This is a genomic window from Sulfurifustis variabilis (assembly GCF_002355415.1).
In the GTDB taxonomy this organism is placed as follows: Bacteria; Pseudomonadota; Gammaproteobacteria; order Acidiferrobacterales; family Sulfurifustaceae; genus Sulfurifustis; species Sulfurifustis variabilis.
In genome coordinates this window covers 775,815-798,065 of sequence record NZ_AP014936.1, presented here as the reverse complement: position 1 = coordinate 798,065, position 22,251 = coordinate 775,815, and the positions used below count along the sequence as shown (strand labels likewise).

Annotated in this window: 24 protein-coding genes; 9 read left to right on the top strand and 15 right to left on the bottom strand. The window is 65.5% G+C overall.

The features are described 5' to 3' along the window. Positions 1-64: 64 nt before the first annotated feature. From SVA_RS03895 to SVA_RS03885, 3 genes are all read left to right on the top strand, one after another. Positions 65-508 carry a fasciclin domain-containing protein gene (locus SVA_RS03895; protein WP_096462816.1) on the top strand — a complete coding sequence of 148 codons (444 nt, stop codon included), beginning with the start codon at positions 65-67 and terminating at the stop codon, positions 506-508. 108 nt (positions 509-616) lie between these two features. After that, the gene (locus tag SVA_RS03890) at positions 617-1,288 is read left to right on the top strand and encodes a HEAT repeat domain-containing protein (protein WP_096459091.1); all 672 of its coding nucleotides are present in this window, start codon (positions 617-619) and stop codon (positions 1,286-1,288) included. 84 nt (positions 1,289-1,372) lie between these two features. After that, positions 1,373-1,891 carry a porin family protein gene (locus tag SVA_RS03885; protein WP_096459086.1) on the top strand — a complete coding sequence of 173 codons (519 nt, stop codon included), beginning with the start codon at positions 1,373-1,375 and terminating at the stop codon, positions 1,889-1,891. 16 nt (positions 1,892-1,907) lie between these two features. On the opposite strand, the gene SVA_RS03880 is transcribed toward SVA_RS03885, so the two are convergent. The 5 genes from SVA_RS03880 to mutM all read right to left on the bottom strand — a co-directional run bounded on the left by SVA_RS03880 (position 1,908) and on the right by mutM (position 7,953). Then, positions 1,908-2,537, bottom strand: a complete 630-nt coding sequence (locus tag SVA_RS03880) for a hypothetical protein (protein ID WP_148665371.1) — start codon at positions 2,535-2,537, stop codon at positions 1,908-1,910. 19 nt (positions 2,538-2,556) lie between these two features. Further along, a complete protein-coding gene (locus SVA_RS03875) occupies positions 2,557-3,363 on the bottom strand; it encodes a tetratricopeptide repeat protein (RefSeq protein WP_096459081.1) in 807 nt (268 codons plus the stop codon). 62 nt (positions 3,364-3,425) lie between these two features. Continuing rightward, positions 3,426-5,588, bottom strand: a complete 2,163-nt coding sequence (locus SVA_RS03870) for an amylo-alpha-1,6-glucosidase (protein ID WP_096459078.1) — start codon at positions 5,586-5,588, stop codon at positions 3,426-3,428. A gap of 5 nt (positions 5,589-5,593) precedes the next feature. Then, positions 5,594-6,643 carry a glycosyltransferase family 4 protein gene (locus SVA_RS03865; RefSeq protein WP_096459075.1) on the bottom strand — a complete coding sequence of 350 codons (1,050 nt, stop codon included), beginning with the start codon at positions 6,641-6,643 and terminating at the stop codon, positions 5,594-5,596. A gap of 494 nt (positions 6,644-7,137) precedes the next feature. Then, positions 7,138-7,953, bottom strand: coding sequence for a DNA-formamidopyrimidine glycosylase (gene mutM / locus SVA_RS03860; RefSeq protein ID WP_169923957.1), 816 nt, complete (start codon positions 7,951-7,953; stop codon positions 7,138-7,140). A 167-nt stretch (positions 7,954-8,120) separates the two neighbouring features. Between mutM and SVA_RS03855 the strand changes: the two genes are divergently transcribed. Next, positions 8,121-8,717 (top strand): type 1 glutamine amidotransferase domain-containing protein, encoded by a 597-nt coding sequence (locus tag SVA_RS03855; protein ID WP_096459068.1) that lies wholly within the window; start codon positions 8,121-8,123, stop codon positions 8,715-8,717. 255 nt (positions 8,718-8,972) lie between these two features. Here the strand turns inward: SVA_RS03855 and SVA_RS03850 are convergent, their stop codons facing one another. The 9 genes from SVA_RS03850 to SVA_RS03825 form a co-directional block, all read right to left on the bottom strand. After that, a complete protein-coding gene (locus SVA_RS03850) occupies positions 8,973-9,719 on the bottom strand; it encodes an SAM-dependent methyltransferase (protein ID WP_096459065.1) in 747 nt (248 codons plus the stop codon). A 98-nt stretch (positions 9,720-9,817) separates the two neighbouring features. Next, positions 9,818-10,156, bottom strand: a complete 339-nt coding sequence (locus SVA_RS03845; RefSeq protein WP_148665370.1) for a hypothetical protein — start codon at positions 10,154-10,156, stop codon at positions 9,818-9,820. Positions 10,157-10,183: 27 nt separating this feature from the next. Continuing rightward, positions 10,184-10,567, bottom strand: a complete 384-nt coding sequence (locus SVA_RS19320) for a hypothetical protein (RefSeq protein WP_148665369.1) — start codon at positions 10,565-10,567, stop codon at positions 10,184-10,186. Between the two features lie 113 nt (positions 10,568-10,680). Further along, entirely contained in the window at positions 10,681-10,998 is a 318-nt protein-coding gene (locus SVA_RS19315) for a hypothetical protein (protein ID WP_148665368.1), read from the bottom strand. 119 nt (positions 10,999-11,117) lie between these two features. Continuing rightward, positions 11,118-11,390, bottom strand: a complete 273-nt coding sequence (locus SVA_RS19310; RefSeq protein WP_148665367.1) for a hypothetical protein — start codon at positions 11,388-11,390, stop codon at positions 11,118-11,120. Between the two features lie 206 nt (positions 11,391-11,596). Beyond that, positions 11,597-13,282, bottom strand: a complete 1,686-nt coding sequence (gene glgP, locus SVA_RS03840) for an alpha-glucan family phosphorylase (protein ID WP_096459059.1) — start codon at positions 13,280-13,282, stop codon at positions 11,597-11,599. 137 nt (positions 13,283-13,419) lie between these two features. Beyond that, entirely contained in the window at positions 13,420-14,331 is a 912-nt protein-coding gene (locus tag SVA_RS03835; protein ID WP_197703359.1) for a c-type cytochrome, read from the bottom strand. A 14-nt stretch (positions 14,332-14,345) separates the two neighbouring features. Further along, positions 14,346-14,816, bottom strand: a complete 471-nt coding sequence (locus tag SVA_RS03830) for a c-type cytochrome (protein WP_169923956.1) — start codon at positions 14,814-14,816, stop codon at positions 14,346-14,348. A 104-nt stretch (positions 14,817-14,920) separates the two neighbouring features. Further along, on the bottom strand, positions 14,921-15,445 hold the full coding sequence (locus SVA_RS03825; protein WP_197703358.1) for an NUDIX domain-containing protein: 525 nt from the start codon (positions 15,443-15,445) through the stop codon (positions 14,921-14,923). Between the two features lie 917 nt (positions 15,446-16,362). Between SVA_RS03825 and SVA_RS03820 the strand changes: the two genes are divergently transcribed. Next, positions 16,363-17,319, top strand: a complete 957-nt coding sequence (locus SVA_RS03820) for an IS1595 family transposase (RefSeq protein ID WP_096459053.1) — start codon at positions 16,363-16,365, stop codon at positions 17,317-17,319. Positions 17,320-17,821: 502 nt separating this feature from the next. Here the strand turns inward: SVA_RS03820 and SVA_RS19685 are convergent. Beyond that, positions 17,822-18,076: a hypothetical protein gene (locus SVA_RS19685; protein WP_169923955.1), complete on the bottom strand. Its 255-nt coding sequence runs from the start codon at positions 18,074-18,076 to the stop codon at positions 17,822-17,824. A 75-nt stretch (positions 18,077-18,151) separates the two neighbouring features. On the opposite strand from SVA_RS19685, the gene SVA_RS03810 reads away from it, so the two are divergent. From SVA_RS03810 to SVA_RS03800, 4 genes are all read left to right on the top strand, one after another. Next, on the top strand, positions 18,152-18,934 hold the full coding sequence (locus SVA_RS03810) for a DUF3800 domain-containing protein (RefSeq protein ID WP_096459047.1): 783 nt from the start codon (positions 18,152-18,154) through the stop codon (positions 18,932-18,934). Between the two features lie 355 nt (positions 18,935-19,289). Then, positions 19,290-19,640, top strand: coding sequence for a hypothetical protein (locus SVA_RS19305; protein WP_148665366.1), 351 nt, complete (start codon positions 19,290-19,292; stop codon positions 19,638-19,640). An 8-nt stretch (positions 19,641-19,648) separates the two neighbouring features. Continuing rightward, complete coding sequence (locus tag SVA_RS03805) at positions 19,649-20,629, top strand: sodium:calcium antiporter (RefSeq protein ID WP_148665365.1); 981 nt, start codon at positions 19,649-19,651, stop codon at positions 20,627-20,629. A gap of 192 nt (positions 20,630-20,821) precedes the next feature. Further along, on the top strand, positions 20,822-22,138 hold the full coding sequence (locus tag SVA_RS03800; RefSeq protein WP_420823874.1) for a D-amino acid dehydrogenase: 1,317 nt from the start codon (positions 20,822-20,824) through the stop codon (positions 22,136-22,138). Positions 22,139-22,251 lie beyond the last annotated feature (113 nt).

The window sequence follows — 22,251 nt, the reverse complement described above, 5'->3', positions numbered from 1 at the left end:
AGTTGCCCGACTCAAGGAATCCCTCGTTCTCCCGACTCTGATCACCGGCCTGTTGCTGCTGGCCATGCTGACGAGCCCGGGCTTTGCCATGTCCACCGCACCCAAGCCCGAAAAGAACATCGTCGATACGGCGGCGGCCGGCGGCTTCACCACGCTGGTAACCGCCGTGCAGGCAGCCGGGCTCGAGGAGACACTCCGGGGCGAAGGCCCGTTCACGGTATTCGCTCCGACGGATGCGGCGTTCGCCAAGATCCCGCCCGAGCAGCTCGACGCCCTCCTCAAGGACAAGGAGGCGCTGACCAAGGTGCTGACCTACCACGTGGTGCCGGGACGGGTCATGGCATCGGACGTGGCGAAGCTGAACTCGGCGAAGACCGTCCAGGGTCAGTCCGTGACGATCGACACACGCGAAGGCGTGAAGGTGGATGAGGCGAAGGTCGTCCAGACGGACATCGTCGCGAGCAACGGTGTCATCCACGTGATCGACAGCGTCATTCTTCCGAAGTAACCATCCTTCCCTGTGGTGATTCGGGCCGGGCTTTCCCGGCCTTTTTTTTTGGGTTGCACTTCCCGCGACACCGGCCGACACTCTCCGGACTTCGAAAGGAACGCCACGATGACCGCCTCCCCGCGCCGCGCGCCCGACGCCTTGCTGCTGCTCACCTCGGCCTGCCCCTTCTGCCCCACCGTCCTGAAGGGACTGAGCGAGCTCGTGAAGACGGGAGAGATCGGCCGCCTCGAGGTGATCAACCTCGACCAGCACCCCGAGGCCGCGGCTCGTCACAAGGTGCGCTCGGTGCCGTGGGTCCGGCTCGGCCCGTACGAGCTCGACGGGCTGCGCTCCGAAGCCGAGCTGAAGCAATGGGCCGAGCGTACCGGCACGCCGGAAGGCGCGGCGGCGTACCTGAGCGAGCTGCTCGCGACCGGGGAGCTCGCGAAGGTGACGGACCTTGTGAACCAGGACAGCGTGCACCTGGACGCGCTCGCGCTCCTGCTCGGCGACACGGAGACGGACCTGCACGTGCGCCTCGGCATCGGCGCCCTCCTCGAGGGCATGCAGGGCAGCCCGGTGCTCGCCCGGCTCGTCGAGCCGCTCGCCCGGCTCGCGGAGAGCCCGGAGGCGCGCATCCGCGGAGACGCCGCGCACTTCCTCGCCCTCACCCGCGACCCGCGCGTGCCGCCGATACTCGCGCGCCTCGCCCGGGACGCCGACCCCGGCGTGCGCGAGGTGGCGGCCGAGGGGGTCGCGACGCTCAGCGCCGCTCGCCCGGCCGACCCGGGGACCTGAACCGCGCTTTTGCCGTGCTCCGGCCGTCGTCTATGCTTGGCTCACGGGCTCGGGGAGCCCCACACCTTTACGGGAGGACGATTGATGTTCGGCAGAATAACAAGAGCTCTGGTCGCGACGGGCTTCCTCGCGGTCGCCTGCGCCGCGCAGGCGCAGGAGGCGCGCCCCTGGTACTACAACCTGCACCTGTGGAAGTTCGAGGGCGAGGACCAGACCGGGCTGGGCATCGATCTCGGCCACACCCTCGGCAGGTGGCTGGCGTTTCAGGCGCGTATCGCGGCGGGCGAGAAAGACGAGCTCTTCCAGGTCGACTACCACGCGGCGGCGCACCTGCGCGCGCACCTGCGCTACGGGAACTTCGAGCTCTACGCGCTGGGCGGCTATTCCTACTTCAAGTACAGCGGCGACCTGGTGGATCTCGGAACCATCGACAACGACGACGGGCCTGCCGCCGGCCTCGGCATGGCGCTTTACGGGTCGCCCAACACCGCCATCACGCTCGAGTACACCAGGCACTTCCTGCGGGAGGCCGACGAGGATGTCGACACCATGTTCATCGGCATCCTGCATCGCTTCGCCTGGCCGCACCTGACCAACCGCTAGAGGCGCAGTCGAGCCCTCAGTCGAGCAGCTCGAACGCCGCCACGCTCTCCGGCAGCCCGGCGAAGCAGCGCGCGTAGATCGGCGTGTGCATGACGCTCGCCGGGTCGTCCTCCGCCCGGCTGATCTCGTCGTCCCAGTACTCGACCAGGACCTTCTCGCCCGCCGTGCACTTTTCGTAGACGCGGAGTCCCGAGCCGTCGAACTGTCGCCAGCCCCGCAGGTCGTCGGCGTGCGTGTACAGGTTGATGTGGGTCTGGCGCGGGGCGTTGCGATAAAGCGGCAGGTACCACGCGAAGTAGTCGCGCACGAGCCGCCCGTCCCCGTCGTACACGTAGACCTCCACGCCGTGCACGCGCTCGGGATGGGCGCGCTCGCGTTGCACCCGGCTCAGAACGCGGCCGCTCCGCGCGTCGCGGTAGGTGACCTCGCGGTAGAACTCGGGCAGGTCCTTGTAGCCGCCGAGCCGCTCGCTGCTCTCCCAGGATCGGCCGGCGAGGGCCTGTTCGTGCAGGTGCAGCAGCTTGTCCACGAAGTCGTTCGATCGCCTCACCCGCTCGTCGTCGACCTGCACGCTCACTCCTTGCGCGGACACGCCTCCCGCGGCGGCGAGCAGCACGGCCGCCAGACCCCATCGCGTTCTTTTCACGGCTCCTCCTTCGGACGGTTCAACGCACGGACATGCGCTCGGAACTGTCTCCCGGCGGCAGGAACTCCGCCTCTTCGCGCGCCGCCTGGGCCTCGCGCGGCCGGCCGAGCGCCTCGAGTATCGCGCTCTTCAGGAGCAGCGAGTCGCGCGCGTCGGGCCTCAGCCGAAGCGACCGCTCGACCGCCTGCAAAGCCGGCAGGTTGCGATCCTGGATGTAGTGCACCATCGCCAGGTTGTGGTGCGCTTTCTGGTAGCTCGGGTCGTGCTCGATCGTCGCCCGAAAGTGCCGCTCGGCGCCGGCATAGTCGCCGCGCTGCGCGTGGATGACGCCGAGATCGTCGTGCGCCTCGGCGTTGCGCGGATCGATCTCGATCGCGCGCTCGAAATCCGCTTCCGCCCGGTCGAGATCGCCGTTCCAGAGGTGGCGTATGCCGCGCTTGGTGTAGGCGACGGAGCTGCGCGGATGCCGCTCGATGTAGACGCCGAGATCCGCCACGGCGCCTTCCAGGTCGCCGCTGCGCCCGCGCGCCATGCCCCGGCCGAACCAGGCCTCGTCGAGGCGCGCGTCGAGCGCGATCGCGCGCGTGAAGTCCTCGATCGCCCGGTCGAACTCCCGCAGCCTGAAGTACGTCGCGCCCCGCCGGGCATGCAGCACCGCGCTCTTCGGCTCGTGCCGGAGACCCCGCGTGTACTCCTCCGCCTCCCGGACGAGCGGTCCCGCCTCGGCCGGCTCATCGAGGCGCGAGACGTCGAAGGCCGGCGCGCCGATGGCGGCTGCCGGAAGCAGCCACCCGGCGATGGCGAATACCGCACAGCGCGTCTTCATCGGGCACCCCGCATAAAGCGCGAATGATGGTAACAAGACTGGCGACGCCGCGGTTCTATTCCCTACACGATCACCGCCACCTCGATATCCCCGTCCTTCCGCAGCACGCTCACCGACACGTCCTGGGCATGGCGCCGCACCACCAGATCCAGCTGCCCGTCGCCGACCGGCACGTTGTGGAGCTCGACCCAGTGCAGGTATTCGGGCAGGACCGGGTGGTCGAATCGCAGCTGCGGCTTTTCGGCCGAGAAGCTGATGCCGAGGCAGGCCTGCAGCAGCTGGAACACCGCGCCGCTCGCCCACGCCTGCGGCGAGCACGCGACCGGGTAGAGCGTCGGCGCCTGCCCGGGCAGGCGCTCGAAGCCGCAGAACAGCTCGGGCAGACGGTGCAGGTCCATCACGATGGTGGCGTCGAAGAGCCCGGTCAGGACCTCGAGCGCGAGGTCCTTGAGGCCGTAACGCGCGAGCCCGAGCGCGATGAGCGCGTTGTCGTGGGGCCAGATCGAGCCGTTGTGGTACGACATCGGATTGTAGCGCCGCTCGCCGTGCGCCAGCGTCCGCACGCCCCAGCCGCTGTAGAACGCCTCCGACAGGAGCAGCGGACCGATGCGGCTCGCGTGCTCGGGCGTCGCGATCCCCATGGCGAGCGCGTGCCCGGCGTTCGAGGCCTGGACCCGGCACGGGGTCTTGTCGCCGTCGAGGGCGAGCGCGTAGGTGTCGATGTCCTCGCACCAGAACGCCTGCCCGAACCGGCTCTTGAGCACCGCGGCCGCTTCCGCGAGCGCGCGGGCCGTTTTCTTCTCGCCGAGCAGACCGAAAAGGCGCGCGGCCGCGAGCTTCGCCGCGTACACGTAGCCCTGCACCTCGCACAGCGCGATCGGGCCGCGCGCCATGCTCCCGTCGGCGTGGAACACAGAGTCCTCGGAGTCCTTCCACCCCTGCTGCACGAGCCCGTTCGCGCTGTGGCGCACGTACTCGACAAAACCGTCGCCGTCCGCATCGCCGTACCAGTCGATCCAGGCGAGCGCGCGCTCGATCGGGCCGCGAATCTGTTCGATGAAATCCCGGTCGCCGGTGCGCTCGTAGTAGGCGCCGGCGAGCACCACGTACAGCGGCGTGGCATCCACGCTCCCGTAGTAGCGCCCGAACGGCACTTCCCGGAGCGCGGCCATCTCCCCGCGCCGGGTCTCGTGCAGGACCTTCCCGGGCTCGGCGTCGCACGCGGGGTCCATCGCCTCGGCCTGCCGCGCGCCGAGGTACGCCAGCACGCCGCGCGCGAGATCCGGGTCGAGGAGGAGCATCTGCATCGCCGCGAGGATGCCGTCGCGCCCGAAGGGCGTGCTGTACCACGGTACGCCGGCATAGGGATACCGGCCCTCCGGCGTATGGCTGATCAGCATGCGCATGTCGGCGAACGAGCGGTTCGTCCAGTCGTTGAACTGCTCGTTCGACGTGTACACCCGCGCCGCCGCCGCCGACGCGGCGAGCTCCTCCTCGACCTTCGCGAGCGCGCGGTCGTAGCTGATGACGGCCGGCGCCCGTTCCTCGTACTCGCAGGCGACCGACGCGTACAGGTCCCGCTGCGCGCGCGGCGCGAGGCGCAGCGCGTAGTGCACGCTTCCGTCGGCGTGGCCGTCCGGCGCGTCGCTCAGCGTAATGCGGGTGCGGCGCACCACCCCGTCGAGCCCGCGATAGCCGAGGACGAGCGCCCGCTCGCGGTGCTCGACCGGGAGCGGTTCCCCGCGCCGCTCCCGCCGCACGCCGCGGACCTCGAAGATGTCCGCGTAGTCGCAGCCGAAGCGCAGGTCGAGCCCGACGTCGATCGGCTCCTGCCCGTAGTTCACCACGCGCACGTGCTCGTAGTGCACCCCCTCGTGCAGGAGCTTGCCGCGGAAGAGATGCAGCGTTCCCTTTCGGATGAGGATCCGGTCCGCCTCGTAGAGATCGGGCGTGGTGAGGTCGACGACCAGCAGGCTGTTGTCCTGCTTGAGCGTCGAGTGCAGCAGCATCGGCCGCTCGCCGTTGACGCGCAGCTCGAAATGCGAGAGGAAGCGCGTGCCGTCGTGGTAGACGCCCAGGTCGCCGGCGCCGTAGGGATGGATGTCGCCGTTCCGGTCGAAGACCGCGAAGGTATCGCCGTGCTTGAGCACGCGCGTGCGGTCGCCGGCGCGCGCCGTCGTGGCCAGGACGTACCAGCGGTCGCCGATCTGGAGGATTTCCTCCATCGAGGTCAGGCCACGGACTGGCGCACCGGCGAGGCGGCGCGGACCGCCTGGTAGACCGCGAGATAGTCGCGCGCCATGCGGCGGGCCGAGAAACGCTCCTCGAAGACGCGCCGGCAGCGATTGCGGTCGATCCGGGAGACACGCTCCACGGCGGCCACCGCCTGCTCGAGGCTGTCGACGATGTACCCCGTCTCGCCGTCGCGCAGGATTTCCGGCACCGAGCCGCGCCGCCAGGCGATCACCGGCGTGCCGCACGCTATCGCCTCGATGGTGACGAGCCCGAACGGCTCGGGCCAATCGATGGGAAAGAGCAGCGCGTACGCCTCGCCGAGGAACCGTTCCTTTTCGCTTTCGCCGATCTCCCCGACAAAGCGGACGAACCGTTCCTGCAGGAGCGGCCGGATGCGGCTCTCGAAGTACTCGCGATCGACCCGGTCCACCTTCGCGGCGATCCGCAGCTCCATGCCCGCGCGCGCGGCGATCTCGATCGCGCGGTCGACCCGCTTTTCCGGAGAGATGCGGCCGAGGAAGGCCAGGTACTTGCCCGGTTTCGGATGCACGCGGTAGAGGTGATCGGGTATGCCGTGGTGCACGGTCGCCACCCAGTTCGCGAACGGCAGCGGCGCGCGCTGATGGTGGCCGATCGAGACCACCGGCATGTCGCTGAACTCCCGGTACAGGGGCGCGAGATCGGGGATGTCGAGCCGGCCGTGAAGCGTCGTCACGTGGGGAACGTCGAGCAGCCGGACCAGGGGAAAGTGCAGGTAGTCGCAGTGGAAGTGCACCACGTCGAACTCGGCCGCGCGCTGCATCACCTTCTCCATCATCCGCACGTGATGCGCGAGGGGATCGATGCACGACGGTTCGAGGCGGAGCGCCCGCGGCACGATCGGTTCGAGCCGCGCGCTCGTCGTGGAGTCGCCGGACGCGTAGAGGGTCACCTCGTGGCCCTGCCGCACCAGCTCCTCCACGAGATAGGAGACCACCCGTTCGGTCCCCCCGTAGGTCTTCGGCGGGACACTCTCGTAGAGCGGGGCAACCTGCGCGATCCTCATGTCGTCGCTTCCCTGGATGGCATGAAGCGGAGGCGGGCGCCGATTTCCGACCGGCGAGCCGCCGCGCCGGATAGGTAAGGGCCGGCTCGGCGGGAATCAACCCGCGGCCGGCCGTGGTTACTCCGCGCTAGTCTTCCGACCGGCTGCCCGACCCGGCGTGCTTCTTGCCGCCGGACGGCTCCGGGTATCCGCCCGCCGGGACCAGGCCGGGATTGGGCGGCTGGGGCGTGAGACCAGGATCGGTCGTGTCGGGATTTTCGGGGATCGGGTTGGGTGCCGCTTTGCCCCCTCGAGATTGAGGTCGTCGCGGTCGGGGCTGTTCCCCGCGGGCTCGTGCTGATCTGCCCGATGCGGGTCGATCTGCTCGAAGTGGTTGGACTGCGGCTGGCCGGCGATCTGCTGGCGCTCCTTCCCCTCCATGAATGGCTCCTTCCCGTGTTTCGGCCGCTCCGGCCTTGTCTGATGGGACAAAGCGGGACGGGAACCGTTCCTGCCTACCGTTTGCGGCTCCTCCCTGGCGACTTCGGCTTCGGCTGACAGCGCGGACAGAAGTAGGTCGAGCGTCCGCCGACGGCGACGCGCGCGATCCTGCCGCCGCAGGCGGGACACGTCTCGCCGGCCTCGCGGCGGGGGATCAGGAAATTCCGCGGAAGGCGTTCCGGCTCGGCGCCCCGCTCGATCGCCTTCTTCAATACCGCCTGCATGGTCTTGTGAATGCGCCGGATCGTCGCCGCGTCGAGCTCGGCCGTCCGCGCCTGCGGGTGCACGCGCGCCTGGAACAGGATTTCGTCCGCGTAGATGTTGCCGATGCCCGCGATCGCCGTCTGGTCCATGAGCACGGACTTGATCGCTCCGCGGCTGCCCGCCAGGCGCTCGCGGAACGTCTCAGGATCGAGGTCGAGCGCGTCCGGACCGAGCTCGCGCGCCGCGATGTCCGCCTGCGCGTCGTCGAGCAGCGCCACGCGACCGATCATCCGGCGGTTGTAGTAGCCGAGGTGTCTGCCGTTCTCGAAGTCGATGCGCACGCGATCGAACGCCGGCTCCGGATCCTCGCCGGCGAAGTAGCGCAGCCCGCCCGTCATGCCGAAATGCAGCGCGAGCACGCCGCCGCCGTCGAGCGTCGCGTAGAGCCGCTTGCCGTGCCGTTGCGTCCCGGTGAGGCGCCGTCCCCGCAGGCCGTCGATGAAGCGTTTGGCGGGGAAGCGCCCGAGGATGCGCGGGCTCTTCACGTCGACGGCCGCGATGCGCTGGTTGAGCGCCTTCGATTGCAGCTCGCGGCGATAGACCTCGACGTCCGGCAGCTCGGGCATGATTTGCGGACCCTTCTTCGATCGGCCGCGGACCATGACAGCACCGTCCCGGCACGATGACAAGCACGTCTCGTCTGCGGGCACTGAAGACGGAAACCGGATCCGAACCTCCGCCCTCCCGCTTGGCCCAACCGGTTTTCCCGAGACACCGAAGCAGGAGGGATACCATGGCAGAACTCGATGGATTGCGGGTCGCGATTCTGGTCGACAACGGCTTCGAGCAGGTGGAGCTGGCCAGGCCGAAACAGGCGCTCGAGGAGGCCGGCGCCGCGACGAGCATCGTGTCGCCGCAGGAGGGAAAGGTGCGCGGATGGAAGCACACCGAGTGGGGCGAACACGTGCCGGTGGACGTCCCGCTCCCGCAGGCGCGGGCGGAGGAGTTCGACGCGTTGCTGCTGCCGGGCGGCGTGATGAATCCCGATTTCCTGCGGATGAAACCGAAGGCGGTCGAGTTCGTGAAGGCCTTCTTCGACGCCGGCAAGCCGGTCGCTGCGATCTGCCACGGGCCGTGGACGATCATCGAAGCCGGCCAGGCACGCGGCCGGCGCATCGCCTCCTGGCCCTCGCTCAAGACCGATTTGCGCAACGCCGGCGCCGAATGGGTGGATCAGGACGTCGTCGTGGACGGCAACCTCGTCTCCAGCCGCAAACCCGACGACATCCCCGCGTTCAACCGCGAGATGATCGCGCTGTTCGGCCGCGCCGAGCAGAAGGAAACGCGGGCGAAACCGGGCGAGAAGCCCGAGGCCCGTCCGAGGGCGTGAGGTGCGTAGAAGCGGAAGGCGGGCCGAGCCCGACGCCGGCTCGCCCGCCTCGCTTTAGTGCCTAACGCTCGCCATAACCGGCAGCCGAAAGTGACGCGACGAAGGAGGGGCGCTTTTGGCTGTCCATCATGGCGTTGTTAGGGCTGCGTGAGGCAGAGCTTTCTGCACGGATAACGGACCATAAGAAAGCAATTTGACGAGCTACCGGCTGTTGCGCCGCACAGTCGTTGACGATCCGCCGGATGCGCCCACGCATCACCGCGGCATCAGCGCGAACACACCCCAACCCAGGTATTCACGCGTGTAAGCGGCGTAACGCTCGGGTTCCACGGTCAGTTTGGCTCGAACCTCTTTCGCTAACTCGTCGTCGGGATTGGCTTCAAGCCATCGGCGCATGGTGAGCCATTTGGCCGCCTCGTATCTGTCCCAGCCGTCCTGGTCAGCCAGCACCATTTCAACGACGTCGTAGCCAAGTCGGCCGAAAGACGCGAGAAGTTCTGGAAGCATGAGAAAGTCGGAAATTGAGTGGGCAAGACATCCCTTGGCCACATCTTCCGTCGGCGGTAACTGCCGCCAGTAGGGCTCGCCGACGAGGATGATCCCCCCGGGGCGCAGGCTCCGCGCCAGAAGCTCGATAGTGCCGGCGACTCCCCCGGCGATCCACGTGGCGCCGAGACAGGCTGCAACATCGACCTTCTCGCCAGAGACGTAGCCCGCAGCATCGCCATGGATGAACTTGACTCGATCGGCGACGCCGAGTTCTTCAGCACGGCGTTTCGCCTGCTCGGTGAACAACCGGCTCATGTCGATGCCGGTGCCGCTGACGCCGTGATCGCGTGCCCAGGTGCACAGCATCTCCCCCGAACCGCTGCCGAGGTCGAGCACTCGGGCCCCCGCTTCCAGGCGCAGCGCCGCGCCGAGAGTAGCAAGCTTTTCGGGTGTGATCGGGTTGTGAATGCGGTGAGCACTCTCACTGATGTTGAATATCCGTGGGATGTCCACTGTGGAAATTTCCCTATGGGTGCGTCGATCAGAAGTTGGCGGCGCTTAGGAAGATCTATTTTTGGTGTTTGTCGGAAAATAACTCTGTCACCTGTTTTTCACCTGGCTTCGTTGTCGACCCCAAGGCACCCTGTCTTGCAATACTTGCGCTGATAATCTTTGGCCAAGGTGATTGCGTCCGGTTTTATCCCTTTATAACCAAGCGCACCTTTCACGCGCACCTCCATGAACTGCAGTGTCGCGTCAATCTGCTTTTCCCGGAGCCCGTTGAGCGCCTTGATGTTTTGGATCGCCTCCGTATTTCGTTCGGAAGTCAGAAGGAAATTCATAGTGTCGAATACTACCTGTGCCTTTGAGGCTCCGATCCAGTACCCTGCATAAATTCCTAGAACGGTCGCAAAACCGAGAACTATGCTTAGCGCTTTGTATCGGTTCATTGGGTATGACGCCGCGTTGAGCCGCGCTTAGGCATCCGCAGTGCTAATAACGACCACGAAAACAAGCACGACCGCCACATAGATAAAACCGACGAGCGCAGCACCGAAAGCCTGAGATGCGGCACCTTGCGCCTTCTTCACCCTGTCAGTTCCAGCGCGTTCAAAAGCGAAGCTCAGACGTCGAGACATAAGCAAAGCAGGAAGATAACAAGCGACGCCAGCTGTAAAAGCGAGCAGTGGCGTCGACTTAAAAAGAAACATCGCAACCGGGCCGAGTGGCAAAAACAAAACTGCAATAGCGAGAGACCGAGGTTGTTGAAACTCCCGGAAGATGGCGGATTCTTGCCGGACCAGTTTAACAATCCGAGCAGATGCGACCACAAAGAATACAAACAGGACTATGTCGAGCATTCGATACGCCTAACGCCAAGCTAACCGGCACGCGCCTTCTATGCGCGCCTCCCGGTTGAGCGCATGCTTGGGCGAGCTGCGTCCATTTCGAAGCGCTTGTTGGGCACGAATTTTCACTGCTCGAAAGCAGCAGAAAATATAAAGAGGCTTAGACCGACAAAAACGACCGCCACGGCAAACGCGATCGCGACTCGAATCCAAGAAAAGCTCTTCGATGAGATTCTGTTGCCGTGTTTCTGAGATAGGAGCCACTCGAAAAACCAATCCGCGGCAATATAGACAGGCGGACCAACTACAAATAGGAGAAACCATCCAAATTTGCTTTTCGGTAGTTCAGGCCATGCCAACAAGGCAAAAAGACCGGCTATTAGAAACCAGACCCCGATGAAGGCAAGAAGTAGCTGAGGTCGGGTGGCGCGATCTTGATTCATTCGGTTACGCCCAACGTGTTGTTGTGCCGCGCCGCTGCCCAAGCAGCGGAAAACGGTGCGTCGTCTCGGGCGTCGGCACGAACAACGTGTTAGCCGCGAACCACAACACCTGGGCAAGGTTAAGCAAGCGAAACCTCCGATGGAAACAAACAAAAGTCTTCGCTGTTTTCAGTTTCAGCGAATGACAGCCAGACAAAACCGAAACGATCAAACTGAACGATCTTGCGTTTCTGCCCTACGAGCGCCATGAGTCTTTCTTGGTCTTCTACGGGCAACCCATTCTTACACGATTCAACGGAACGGACTGTTACCAGAACCCCAAGGACAAGGACATTGCCGCCAGCATCGCGTGGGCTCAGGGGAAAACCGGCAGGCATTTCTTTCTTAGTCATTGCTTGCGGCCAACGATAAATAAATACGGCCCATCGGAACACTTTTTTGCGCTTTATGAAGAAGTATATACGGCAGTCTGCCCGTATATGCGGCTTGACCCGCGATCTAAGCGGATAACAGACTGAGCCGGGGATGTTCGGCGCTTGTTGCGTCTGCCTGGCGACGCTCTCGCGCGCGGTCCTGTGCGCCGGTGAAGCGATCGGCGCTATCTGAAATACGCCCGCGTGACGTACTGGTTGAGCATGCGCTCGGTGTTGAAGAACGACCCGTTCAGCGCGATGGCGCGGCGCATGACGTCCACGTAGCGGTCCGGCTCGTCGTAGTACAGCGGCAGGATGACGCGCTCGAGCTTGTCGTAGAGCGACGCCGCCTCCGCGGCGCGATCGTCCGAGGCCGCGGCGCCGGGCTCGCCGATCGCCCAGCCGGTCACGCCCTCGATCCAGCCTTCGATCCACCAGCCGTCGAGCACGCTGAGCGAGGGCACGCCGTTGACGGCGGCCTTCATCCCGCTGGTCCCCGAGGCCTCGAGCGGCGGCTGCGGCGTGTTGAGCCAGAGATCGGTCCCGGCAACGAGGAGGCGCGCGAGCGTCATGTCGTACTCCGGAAGGAACGCGATCTTCACGTCCGTATCGAGCAGCCCCATCGCGCGATGGACCTCCTGGATCAGCTCCTTGCCCGGGAGGTCGTGCGGGTGGGCCTTGCCGGCGAACACGAGCTGCACGGCCCGCCTGCGCGCGATGCCGCGCAGCCGCTCGATGTCGCGGAAGACGAGCGTGGGCCGCTTGTAGGCGGTGGCGCGGCGCGCGTACCCGATGGTGAAGACGTCGAGATCGAAACCCTTGTTCGTGACGTGATTCACGTAGGCGAGGAGCTCGCGCTTCGCCGCGCGATGGGCCTCGCGAATCTCCCCGAGCGGCACGCCGATCGCGTAGCGAAGGCCCGGGTTGTCGGTGCGCCAGTCGGGCACGTGCCGGTCGAAGAGCGCGCGCATCGGTTCCGACGCCCAGGTCGCCACGTGCACCCCGTTGGTGATCGACTCGACGCGGTACTTGGCGTAGAGGTGCCGGGCCACCTCCCCGTGCTTCTTCGCCACGCCGTTCACGTAGTGGCTCGCCGCGAGCGCGAGATACGTGAGGTTGAGCTTCTGCTCGTAGCAGAACTCGTCGAGGAGGCAGACGTACATCCCGGCGCCGAGCGCCTTCTCGGCCATTGCGAGCGGGAACTGGTCGTGGCCGGCGGGCACCGGTGTGTGGGTGGTGAAGACGCAGCGCGGGCGCAGCGCCTCGATGTCCTCCGGACGCGGGCGCTCGTGGCCGTTGGCCCGGGCCTGGCGCTTCAGCAGCTCGAGCACGAGCAGGGCCGCGTGCCCCTCGTTCATGTGGTAGCGGTCGATGTCCGCGTAGCCGAGGGCGTCGAGCATGCGGGCGCCCCCGATGCCGAGCACGATTTCCTGACACAGGCGGTAGTGGCTGTCGCCGCCGTAGAGGAAGTGCGTGAGCAGCCGATCCGCTGCCGCGTTCCCGTCGAGATCGGTGTCGAGCAGGAAGACGGGCACGCTCGCGCCGCCGGTGCCGCGGATGTCGTACCTCCAGGCGCGGATCTGCACCGGGCGGCCCTCGATCTCGACGCTCGCGCGGGCCGGCAGCTCCGTGAGGTGATCGTCGAGCGACCACGCGACCGGCTCCTCGGTCTGCCAGCCGGTCGGATCGACGCGCTGGTGGAAATAGCCCTTGCGATGGACCAGGCTGACGCCGACCATCGGCACGCCGAGATCGGCAGCGGTGCGCAGCGTATCGCCCGCGAGCATGCCGAGCCCCCCGGCATAGGTCGGGACGCCGGGGGCCAGCCCGATTTCCATCGAGAAGTAGGCGATGTAGGCGCCGGGCGACATGGTCGGTGGTCGGTTCGATCCGCGCGATGCGGCCTCGCGCGCGTCGCTACATCATTTCAGAATCGAACGTCGCGCACCACGTGCGCGGGAGAACCCTCCTGCGTGTCGCGGCCTTGGGTCGGCTCCGTCGCGGCCGACTAATACTCGAATTCGTCCCGCTTCCCCGGCTTGTCCTTCTTGCGCTTGCTCACCGCGTGCTCGATCGCCGGCAACGATTTCAGGTAGTGGGCGATCGCCCGCAAATCGTCCTTCGCCAGGTGGCTCAGGCCGTTGTCGATGACGTCGGCCATGACGTCTCCCGCGAAGTCGCCGTCGGGCGTCATGCCCGTCTCGAGGTAGTACGCGATGTCGCGCTCGCTCCAGCGGCCGATGCCGGTTTTCCTGTCGGGCGTGATGTTGGGCACGACGGCCCCTTCGGGCCCGTCCTTCGTGCCGGCGAACCGGCGCTCCCGGTCGAAGCCGCCGAAGCGGTCGCGCGGCGTGTGACACTCGCCGCAGTGCGCGGCGGCGGTCGCGAGGTACGCGCCGCGATTCCAGGCGGGGGACTGCTGCGGGTCGGGCCGATACGGCCCGGGCTCGAAGTAGAGCCACTTCCAGAAATAGAGCAGCGGCCGGAGCCGCGCGTACCAGGGCAGCTCGTGGGGGCGGTCGGGTCGGGCGGCCGGGGAAACCGTGAAGAGGTAGGCCTTGAGCGCGCGCAGGTCCTCGTCTGTCAGCCTCGTGTACGAGGTATACGGAAAAGCCGGGTAGTAGTGGCTGCCTTGCGGGCTCACGCCCTCGCGCATCGCGCGCAGGAAGTCCTCGTCGCTCCACGCACCGATGCCGTGCTCGCGATCGGGCGTGATGTTCGGCGCGTAGAACACGCCGAAGGGCGTCTCGAGCGCCGCGCCGCCCGCGAGCTCGGCGCCCCCGGCCTCGCGATCGGTATGGCAGTTGCCGCAGCCCGAGGCGCGGTACACATACTCGCCGCGCTTCGCGAGCTCCGACGCGGCCGCCGGCGGCGCGGGCAGGACGAGCGCGGCGGTCAGGAGCGCCGCGCCTGCGAGCACCGGCGACCGACGGATTATTGCTGCTCCTTGCGAAAGTCCTTGTGGCACGCCTTGCAGCTGTCCGAGAGCTCCCGGAAGCGCGCCTGTATCGCCTTGGCGTCCCCGCCCGCCACCGCCTTTGCGAGCGCATCCGCCTTCTTGCTCGTGTCGTCCGAGCGCTTCTTGAACCCGGCCCTGTCCTTCCAGACCGACTCGAGCGCCTCCGTGTCCCCGAAATCCGATCCGTCGGGGAATAGCGCCGGGATGTTCTTCGTCCCGGCCTGCACGCCGCGCGCGTGATCGCCGAGACGGTCCTTGTACTCGGGCACCTTGCCCTGGAGGATGGCGGCGATCGCCCCCATGTTCGCGCCGTTCGCCTTCATCACGTTCTGGCGGTACTTGATGATGTCCTCCGGTTCGCTCTCGGCGCCCGCGACGACGGGAAGCGAGAGCAGAGCCGCGACGGCGAAGCACGACCACGCCTTCTTGTTCTTGGACGACCTCATGCGCATTCCTCCTTTTCGATGGACTCGCCAATTCTGAAACCGCCCGGCCCACCGTTCAAGACGAACGCAGGCGCCGGTAGCGGTTGAACAGCACACCGGCTTCTTTATTCCCTGCCCTCGAGAAACCGCGCCGCGCGCGCGAGACCCACGATCGTCTTGCTGTCCTCGATCGCGCCCGTCAGCGCGCGCTCGATCGCCTCACGGAGCGGCACCCAATGGAGCTCGAAGAGCTCGTGCTCCTCGGGAGCGGCAGGGGCTTCCTCGAGATCTTCGGCGAGATAGAGATGAATGATCTCGGTGAACACGCCCGGCGAGGTGATGATGCGCCCGAGTGGCGACCAGCGTCCGGCGCGCCGGCCCGCCTCCTCGATCAACTCCCGCCGCGCCGTCTCGAGCGGCGGCTCGCCGGGATCGAGCTTGCCGGCCGGCAGCTCCCAGATCCAGTCGCGGTGCGCGTGCCGATACTGGCGCAGCAGACACACGCGCCCGTCCGCGTCCAGCGCCACGACCGCGGCGCCGCCCGGGTGACGCACGACCTCGAGCTGCATCGCGCGGCCGTTCGGCAGCGTCGTCGACTCGAGCACCAGGTCGACGATGCGACCGCGGTAGATCAGCTTCTCTTCGTTCACGCGTGCTCTCCACTTCGGTCTGGAGGCAATTCTACTGAATTAGGCTACCGGTTCCTGGCCCTCAAGTACTCGAGTCGCTCCGCGACGTGTAATACGCGGGGTTCCGCCCCCGCGCGACGGGTCCCTTTCTTTGTTCGCGCAAAGAAAGGGACGAAAGAAAACGCGCCCCGGATCGCTCGCCGCCCGCAAAATGAGCGGGCGGTCCCCTGCGGTTTCTGCGCTACGCAGTCCCTGCTTCGCTTGAAACCAGGGCCGGCCTTCCGTGGCCGGCCCGCTCGGCGGCACGACCGTCCACCGGACGGTCGTGAAGTAACCGCCTCGCCCTCGCCCGTCCCGGGACGCTCGATAACTCGCCGGGCGCTGAAAAACGCGCCTCGGGCTCGAACATCTCTCGCGTACTACCCCCGGGACAGGCTCCGGTGCTCGGCGAGCTCAACGGGGACTCACCCCAAACCACCTCCGCCCTGAAACGGAAGTGCTGTTGCAGTGGGGTCCCCGTCTGGCGCGCCCGCACCGAGCGCTCCGAGCGCCGCGAGCCCGAAGGGCGACCGGCAGGGATGCCGGTCGGTCGCCAGCCGGCGCATGGGCGAGGCGGGGAGGTGGCGAACGTCCGGTGGACGTTCGCCCCGCCGAGCGGGCGCACAGGGAAGTGCGCCCTGGGCTTTTGCGCGAAGCAGGGATTGCGCAGCCCAAAAGCGCCGTCTGGCGACCTCCTAGCGCGAGGCAGCGAGGGGCGGGGGGTGAGCGCTGCCGGTGGCAGCGCGAACGGGCGCACAGGGAGGTGCGCCCTGGGCTTTGCCGCGGAGCGGGATGCGTAACGGCAAAGTCGCGCCATTCGGGGCGTGCTTTCTTTTGGAAGTTATGTACTTGACATACCCACGGCTCGCGGGTATCGTTTAGGCCATAAGGAGACAGCCATGGCCAAGAACAACAACCTTTCCGCCCCTCAGTTCCACGACCCCGAGAAGGCCCGCCAGTACCTTGAGCGTACCGTGTGGCCTTACGGTCCGGTCTGCCCTCACTGTGGGACGGTCGGGGATCACTACGAGTTAAAGGGCAAGTCCACCCGCCCCGGTCTCTACAAGTGCCACATGTGCCGTGAACCCTTCACGGTCACGGTCGGGACTGTCTTTGAGCGCTCGAAGATCCCTCTTAACAAGTGGCTCATGGCGGTCTATCTCCTCTGCTCCTCCAAGAAGGGCATGAGCAGCCATCAGCTCCACCGCACGTTAGGAGTGACGTACAAAACGGCGTGGTTCATGACGCACCGCATCCGTGAGGCGATGAAGACCGACCCTTCCGGCCTCTTGGGTTCTGGCGGTGGCACGGTCGAGGCTGATGAAACCTTCTGGCTTAACAGCAAGCGTTCCAAGAAAGGCCGCGAGTACAAGGGACGTGGGTTCAAGCACAAGGAGAAGATTCTTGCTCTTGTGGAGCGTGGCGGTCAGGTGCGCTCGTTCCATATTCCCGAGGTGAACGCTTCCAACCTTCGCCCCGTTCTCAAGGCACAGATGGCGAGGGACGCGCACCTAATGACCGACGAGCACCAGTCGTACAAAGCCTTCGGCCATCTGTTCGCCAGCCACCAGCATGTGAAGCACGGCCAAGGCGAGTATGTCCGTGGCAACGTGCACACGAACACGGTGGAAGGTTATTTCAGCTTGCTCAAGCGCGGACTGATCGGCACGTATCACCATTGCAGCGCGAAGCATCTGCAACGCTACGTGACGGAGTTTGATTTCCGTTACAACAACCGCTCCCGCTTGGGGATCGAGGACAAGGAGCGCGCCGATATTGCCTTACAGGGGATCGTCGGGAAGCGCCTGACGTATCGGCGGACTGACCCGAAAACCGCTGAAGCGCCCAAAGCGTAGGCACTTCCGTGGTTTCCCGTTATAGTTGCCAGCGGCATCCGCCGCCTCTTTTTCCTCCAGTCGGCCCGGTCCTCTGAACTTGGCGGAGGGCAGCCGGCCCCCGAAAGGAGGTGTAGAAGCTATGACGGCTGAAGTTGTAGAAGCGGCTAGTCCGCTCCAGACGGCGATTAAACTTGCCTATTTGGCTCTGCTAAAGAGGCAAGAATCCGCCTGGAACGGCTAACCTAGGCATGTAGTAGTTTAGGCGGCGGGTGCCACCTAACTTCATTAAAGCAGACTCCAAATAACTAGCCAAGGAGGGAGGCATGGCTACATTCGTAATCTCTTACGATCTGAACAAACCTGGCCAAGACTATTCGTCACTCTTTGAAGCTATCAAGAATCTCGGAAACTGGTGGCATTGCTTAGACTCAACATGGGTCGTGGTCTCGAACCTTAATGCCAGTCAAATACGTGACGCACTAAAAGCAAGAATGGACGCTAGCGATGCTCTGCTGGTCGTTCAATCCGCGAATATCGGTGCTTGGCATGGGTTCAAGGACAATTGCGCGAGCTGGCTGAAGAACAACCTGTAGGCGCGTTCCAGTATCCTGTTCTGATGGATACTGGAACGCCCAACAGCGAGGCGAAACGCTTTGCAATGATTGCCCTGAGAGACTTGAGCATTCTGGTTCTCCGTAAAAAGAGAACCGGCCATTAGGCCGGTTTCTTCTTTGATTTCTTCTTCGCTTTCTTGTGTTGCGGTGGCGAGCCCCATAGACGTTTAAGGGCCTCGTCGAATGGGATCGGTGGCCGATCGTTGTCCTGTTTCTTCTTTTGTTTCTTATCTGGCATGAGCCATACCTTCCTTGCCTACATTGACGAGTCTGGCGATGACGGGCTCAAAAAATTTCGCGATAAAAAGCAAGACGGGTCGAGTCAATGGCTTGCTCTTGGATGCTGCGTAGTTCGCCAATCCAACGATCTCTCACTAGTTAAGCACCGCGATTCGATATTGGCAGAGATCGGAAAGACGAAACTGCGCCATGTTCATTTCTGTGATCTGGATCACCATCAGAAAATTGCAGCATGTAGAGTCGTTTCACAAGCTCCAATTCGGGCCATATCCGTCCTGTCAAACAAAAAAACTGTTCCCAAGGAACTTGCCTTTGCGGGCGAGAAAGGCAAGCTGTATTGGTATTTGGCCAGGCACCTCGTTGAGCGCGTATCGTGGCTGTGCGATGAGGATAACCGAGAGAATACCAAGCGAGTAAAGATCATATTCTCGAATCGGTCTGGTCTATCCTACGAAAAGTTCCGAGAATACCTAACTGTTCTCAAGACCCAGTGCGAAACTTCGATCCGATGGAATGTCATCGATATCGATGAAGTAGATTCCAAGCCGCATACTCAACTCGCTGGGCTTCAATTGGCTGACTGTATTGCAAGTGGTTTTGCGGCGGCGGTAGAACCAACGCGCTATGGCGATTATGAGCCACGGTACGCAGAGATACTGAAGCCTACGACGTACAGCAGAAAGGGGAAATACATCGGATACGGCTTGAAGATACTACCCAATCCAGAAGCTCTAAATGGAGAGCAGGCGAAACTGCTCGGCATCTTCAAGAAGAAATAAGGGCGGGCCCCCGGCTCAAGGATCCCACGCCCGGTTAAAGGCGCTGCCATACGGAGTATGGCCATGAGTTGTTCCGGCGCGTGCCCGCCAAACCAGTAAAGCAGTTCTGCACTCAAAAAACCATCTTTCCAAAACCGGCCTGTCACGCGCCCGGATTCTGGGCCCGGCGACTAGGGTACGTCAAGTATATAACTTCCTTTCTTTTGGTGCCGTGGGTCAGCCACCCACAAGTACATTTAGTACTTCGACTATTCGCCCGGAGGGCGGTCGAGCCCTTAATTGGCTCCGATCCAAACGAGAACACTAGCGCCAAAGGCATGAACAGCGTCGTACATTACCGATAGAATTTCCCACCATGCCCGACCTCCACTCCCTCACCGCTCCCCTGTCGATCCGGTTCCCCGACGGCACGAGGCACGTCATGGCCGAGCATTTCCCGCATCCGAAGGGGCTGCTCTGGTTCGAGCCCTACTGGCATCTCGGCGATCCGGACAAGACCATCCATCTGACCGAAGGCGCGATTCGAGGCGAAGGGCCGTGGAAGGTCGGCGACGCCGTGGTCAACGTGCTCGGCTGCCACGGCACCGATGCCGCGCTCGCGTCGGCCTTCGAGGCGTGGCGGCACTATCTCGCCGCGAACGCGAACGACTATCCGCCCCGCCCGCTCGTCGAGGCCATCGCGCGGCGATACGGCGCCACGCCCTGACGGCACGCGTGCTGCCCGACCTGCTCATCGTCGTCGGCGGCGCGCTCCTCATCCTGGTCCTGGCGGAGATCGTCCTGCGGGAGACGCTCGCGCTCATGGCGCACTATCGCGTCTCCGCGAGCTTCGTCGGCCTCACGGTGCTGTCAATCGGCACCAGCCTGCTCGAGATCGTCACGCACGTGATCGGCAGCGTACAGATCCTGCACGCGCCGGAATCGATGGACACGCTCTCGGGCCTGCTCATCGGGAGCAACATCGGTTCGGACATCCTCCAGCAGAACTTCGTGCTCCCGCTCGCAGGCCTCATCGGCAGCGTGGTCGTCGTGCGGCGGCTGCTCGTGGTCGAGGTCGGCGGGCTGATCGCCGCCTCCTGCCTGCTGTGGCTCGCATGCGCGGGCGGCGCGGTCACGCGCGTCGAAGGCCTGCTCCTCGTGCTCGCCTACGCCGGTTATCTGACGTACGTGGCGCGCACGGGCGCGCACACCGGCCGGGTGGCGCATGCCCGGCGCCTCGGGCGCCCGCGCCGCTATCGCGCCATGGCCGTCGTCGCCCTCGCCTTCGCCGCCATGGCGTGGGTCGCCGATCCGGTGCTTCTGGCCGCGACGCGCCTGGTCGCGCGCCTGCCCCTCAGCGCTTCGTTCTTCGGCGTGATCGTGCTCGGCGTCGCCGCGACGCTTCCCGAGCTGATGACCGCGCTCGTCTCGATCGCCAGGGGCCAGCGCGACATCTCGGCCGGCATCCTGATCGGCAGCAACATCACGAATCCTCTGCTCGGCGTGGGGCTGGGCGCCCTGATCTCGGGCTACACCGCGCCGACGGTCACGGTGTACTACGACCTGCCGGTCAAGGTCGCGACCGGCGTTCTCCTCTACTTTTTTCTCCGTCGCCGCAACGGGCTGGGCCGTCCCGAGGCGGTCGCGTTGATTCTCGCCTACATCGCTTACGTCGCCCTGCGGCCGCTGCTCTTTCCCGAGGACCTGCCGCAGTAAAGACACCGCATTACTGAGTTGAAACCCGCCGCCACGGCCGCGTCCTTCAGCCTGCCCTGCAACGACGAACACGCGTCGCCGCAATCGAAACACCGGTCGAGCGCCGTCCTCCCCACCGCGACTCCGGGGGCGTCGGCCGGACGCCCGGCGCGGCCGGCGTCTGATCGTGGACGCCGGGCGCCCCGCCCGGTAATCTCGCAGGCCCTCGCGCGCCCTCGCGCCGGGGCCTTCAACCTTTTTCGAGCGCGCATGAACGTCGTCATCGTGGGCGGTGGGGTCATCGGCGTGACCAGCGCCTGGTTCCTCAGGCAGGCGGGCCACGACGTCACGGTGATCGATCGCCAGTCGGGTCCGGCCCTCGAGACCAGCTTCGCGAACGCGGGCCAGGTGTCGTGGACCTTCGCCAAACCGTGGGCGGCTCCCGGCGTTCCCCGCAACGCGCTCAAGTGGATGCTGCAGGAGCATGCCCCGCTCGTGCTGCGACCGCGCCTCGACCTGGCGATGTGGTCGTGGCTGCTGCGCATGCTCGCCAACTGCCGCGAGCCGCGCTACCTGCGGAATCTCGAACGCATGCTGCGGATCGCGCGCTACAGCCATGAGACGCTCGTCGAGCTGCGCGAGCAGACGGGTATCGTCTACGACCACGCCACCCGGGGGACGCTGCAGCTCTTTCGCGACGAGGCCGGCGTCGCGGCGGCGGAGCGCGAGCGGCCGATCCTCGAGCGCCTGCAGGTTCCCCATCGCGTGCTCGATGCCGCCGGCTGTCTCTCGGTCGAGCCGGGGCTGCGCTTCAGCACCGTGAAGTTCGCGGGCGGCGTGCACTATCCGGACGACGAGACCGGCGACTGCCACGCCTACACGAGCGAGCTCGCCCGGCGCGCGGAGGCGCAGGGCGTGGTGTTCCGCACCGTGACCGCGGTGCGCACGCTCGAAGCGGAAGGCGACCGCGTGCGCGCGGTGCACACGGACGGCGGGCAGATCACCGGGGAAGTGTACGTGCTCGCCGCGGGCAGCTACACGCCGCTGCTCGCGCGCCCGCTCGGCATACGCCTGCCCGTCTATCCGGTCAAGGGATACTCGGCCACCGTGCCGATCGAAAATGCGGACGCGGCGCCGGGCTCGACCCTCACCGACGAGCGCTACAAGGTCGCCATCACGCGCCTCGGCAATCGCCTGCGCGCCGCCGGCACCGCCGAGCTCGCGGGTTACGACCTCACCCTGCGGCCCGCGCGCCTGCGCGCGCTCGCGCACGTGATCGGCGAGCTGTTCCCCAGGGCCGGCGACCTCTCGCGCGCCGAGTACTGGACGGGCCTGCGCCCGATGACCCCCGACAACCTTCCGGTGATCGGCCCCACGCCCTACCGCAATCTCTACCTCAATACCGGCCACGGCACCCTCGGCTGGACGATGAGCAACGGTTCGGCGCGACTCCTCGCCGATATCATTAGCGGGAAGAAGACGGCGATCGACCTCGACGGGCTCACGCTGGCACGTTTCGGGCGGGGTTGACGCGCGGCAGGCCGAATCCAGCGGTTCGGGTCATTGCGAGCGCGCGGCGAAGCAATCCCATGTTGCGCACGGTCTTCCGTCGCGGGATCCTTCGTCGCTTTGCGCCTCGCCAT

Coding starts and splice junctions, on each gene's coding strand:
- SVA_RS03865 (WP_096459075.1), bottom strand. CDS start 6,643: ATGAGGATCGCGCAGGTTGCCCCGCTCTACGAGAGTGTCCCGCCGAAG.
- SVA_RS19305 (WP_148665366.1), top strand. CDS start 19,290: ATGCCCGACCTCCACTCCCTCACCGCTCCCCTGTCGATCCGGTTCCCC.
- SVA_RS19320 (WP_148665369.1), bottom strand. CDS start 10,567: ATGCTCGACATAGTCCTGTTTGTATTCTTTGTGGTCGCATCTGCTCGG.
- SVA_RS03895 (WP_096462816.1), top strand. CDS start 65: ATGCTGACGAGCCCGGGCTTTGCCATGTCCACCGCACCCAAGCCCGAA.
- SVA_RS19315 (WP_148665368.1), bottom strand. CDS start 10,998: ATGAATCAAGATCGCGCCACCCGACCTCAGCTACTTCTTGCCTTCATC.
- SVA_RS03885 (WP_096459086.1), top strand. CDS start 1,373: ATGTTCGGCAGAATAACAAGAGCTCTGGTCGCGACGGGCTTCCTCGCG.
- SVA_RS19310 (WP_148665367.1), bottom strand. CDS start 11,390: ATGACTAAGAAAGAAATGCCTGCCGGTTTTCCCCTGAGCCCACGCGAT.
- SVA_RS03820 (WP_096459053.1), top strand. CDS start 16,363: ATGGCCAAGAACAACAACCTTTCCGCCCCTCAGTTCCACGACCCCGAG.
- SVA_RS03830 (WP_169923956.1), bottom strand. CDS start 14,816: ATGAGGTCGTCCAAGAACAAGAAGGCGTGGTCGTGCTTCGCCGTCGCG.
- SVA_RS03810 (WP_096459047.1), top strand. CDS start 18,152: ATGAGCCATACCTTCCTTGCCTACATTGACGAGTCTGGCGATGACGGG.
- glgP (WP_096459059.1), bottom strand. CDS start 13,282: ATGTCGCCCGGCGCCTACATCGCCTACTTCTCGATGGAAATCGGGCTG.
- SVA_RS03855 (WP_096459068.1), top strand. CDS start 8,121: ATGGCAGAACTCGATGGATTGCGGGTCGCGATTCTGGTCGACAACGGC.
- mutM (WP_169923957.1), bottom strand. CDS start 7,953: ATGCCCGAGCTGCCGGACGTCGAGGTCTATCGCCGCGAGCTGCAATCG.
- SVA_RS03890 (WP_096459091.1), top strand. CDS start 617: ATGACCGCCTCCCCGCGCCGCGCGCCCGACGCCTTGCTGCTGCTCACC.
- SVA_RS03870 (WP_096459078.1), bottom strand. CDS start 5,588: ATGGAGGAAATCCTCCAGATCGGCGACCGCTGGTACGTCCTGGCCACG.
- SVA_RS03875 (WP_096459081.1), bottom strand. CDS start 3,363: ATGAAGACGCGCTGTGCGGTATTCGCCATCGCCGGGTGGCTGCTTCCG.
- SVA_RS03845 (WP_148665370.1), bottom strand. CDS start 10,156: ATGAACCGATACAAAGCGCTAAGCATAGTTCTCGGTTTTGCGACCGTT.
- SVA_RS19685 (WP_169923955.1), bottom strand. CDS start 18,076: ATGGGGCTCGCCACCGCAACACAAGAAAGCGAAGAAGAAATCAAAGAA.